We start from the raw sequence: 1,897 nt of genomic DNA on the forward strand, positions 1-1,897 counted from the left end.
GTGGTGGTTTTGTGGATGGTGGTTGTGGTGGCGTTGTTCTCGCCGGTGAGTTGGTGGTGCAGGTAGGTCGCCAGAGCCTGTGGTGTGGGGTGGTCGAAGATGAGGGTGGCGGGCAGGCGTAGTCCGGTCACCGTGGCGAGGCGGTTGCGGATCTGGATGGCGGTCAGTGAGTCGAACCCCAGTTCCTTGAAGGTTTGGGTGTCGACGATCGTGTCTGCGTTGGTATGACCCAGAACGTTCGCGGCGCTCGTACGCACGATGTCGAGCAGCCGTTTTTCCGACTCGGGACCGGGCAGGTCCGCCAGCTGCGTACGGAGATTTGGAGGAGCGCCGTCGGACCGCCGAGCAACGGCGGGGGCGAGTTCGCGGAACAACGGGTGCGGGTCGCCTCCCGTGTCCAGCCTTCTGACGTTGATGTTGGCGGGGATGACCGTGGGGTTGTGCTCGCTGAGCGTGGCATCGAGCAACTGGAGTGCTTGGTCCGTGTTGAGTGGGGTGATGCCGTTGGTGGTGATGCGTTGGTGGTCGGTGGTGGTGAGGTGGGCGGTCATGTTGCTGGTTTGTTGCCAGAGTCCCCAGGCGAGGCTGGTGGCGGGGAGACCGTTCGCGTGGCGGTGGTGGGCGAGGGCGTCGAGGAAGGTGTTGGCGGCGGCGTAGTTGGCTTGACCAGGGAATCCGAGAGTGCCGGCGACCGACGAGAACAGAATGAAATGACTGAGGTTGCTGTCCTGGGTGAGCCGGTGCAGGTGCCAGGCCGCGTCAACCTTGGGCGTGAGGACGGCTTCGAGTTGCTCGCTGGTGAGTTGGGTGATGGTGGCGTCCTGCAGGGTGCCCGCGGCGTGGATGACCGCCGTCAGCGGGTGTCGGTGGGGGATGGTGTCCAGCAGTTCGGTGAGGGCCTCTGGCTTGGAGGTGTCGCAGGTGGTGATGGTGACCTGGGCGCCGTGTTCGGTGAGTTCTTGGTGGAGTTCGGTGGCACCGGGTGCGTGGGGTCCGGAGCGGCTGGCCAGCAGGAGATGGCGGGCGTTGTGCTGGTTGACGAGGTGGCGGGCGACGGTGGTGCCGAGAGCTCCGGTTCCGCCGGTGATGAGGATTGTGCCTTCGGGGTTGAGCCCGGTCGGGTCATCGTTGGCGGGCGTGGCGCGGACAAGTCGTGGGGTGAGGGCGCGGTTGTCGCGGATGGCGATCTGAGGTTCGCCGCTCGCGATGGCGGCGGCAAGCCCGGTGGTGGAGCCGTCGAAGTCGATGAGGGTGACGCGATCCGGGTGTTCGGTTTGAGCGGAGCGGACTAGCCCCCACACGGCGGCCTGAGCCAGGTCTTCTACGGGGTCGCTCGGGCCGGTGGCTACTGCTTGGCGAGTGAGGATTACCAGCCGAGACGATTCGAATCGCTCTTCCGACATCCAGCTCCGCAACAGGCCGAGGACATTGTCGGTGAGGTTGTGCGTTAGCCGAAGAACCTCAGATGACGACCCCGCAGGACACTTCCACAACACCAACTCGGGAGCAGGTGTCCCCGCATCCATTCTCCGAATCAACGTCGCCAAATCAGTGTGATGCTCCCAGCCCGTGTCGGTCGACGTGATTTCTAGCGCGGCTTCTTCGTCGCTGATCAGCGCATAGGGAGGTAGTGAGTTGGTCGAACTCCTAATGGGTTCGGCTTCCCATTTTAGTTGGAAAATAGAACGGCGGACTATGGCGTCTCTAGTTCCAAGGCTATGCGCAGAAATTGGACGAAGCTTGAGCGTAGAAACGGTCGCTACAGGTGTGCCGGAATAGTCGTATGCCCTGATCGTGGCTTGGCTCGGTCCAACCTGATGAAGGTGGACGCGGAGTGTTTTGGTGTTGGTGTTGTTGATGGTGACGTTTTGCCAGGTGAAGGGTAGTTGAGTTGGCT

At 62.8% G+C, this 1,897-nt stretch carries 1 protein-coding gene; it reads right to left on the bottom strand.

The window, feature by feature from the left end:
* A partial coding sequence (locus tag ABEA10_RS49755; RefSeq protein WP_345475725.1) for a type I polyketide synthase occupies positions 1 to 1,897 on the bottom strand: 1,897 nt, incomplete at both ends.

The organism is Actinoallomurus oryzae, assembly GCF_039541955.1.
GTDB lineage: Bacteria > Actinomycetota > Actinomycetes > Streptosporangiales > Streptosporangiaceae > Actinoallomurus > Actinoallomurus oryzae.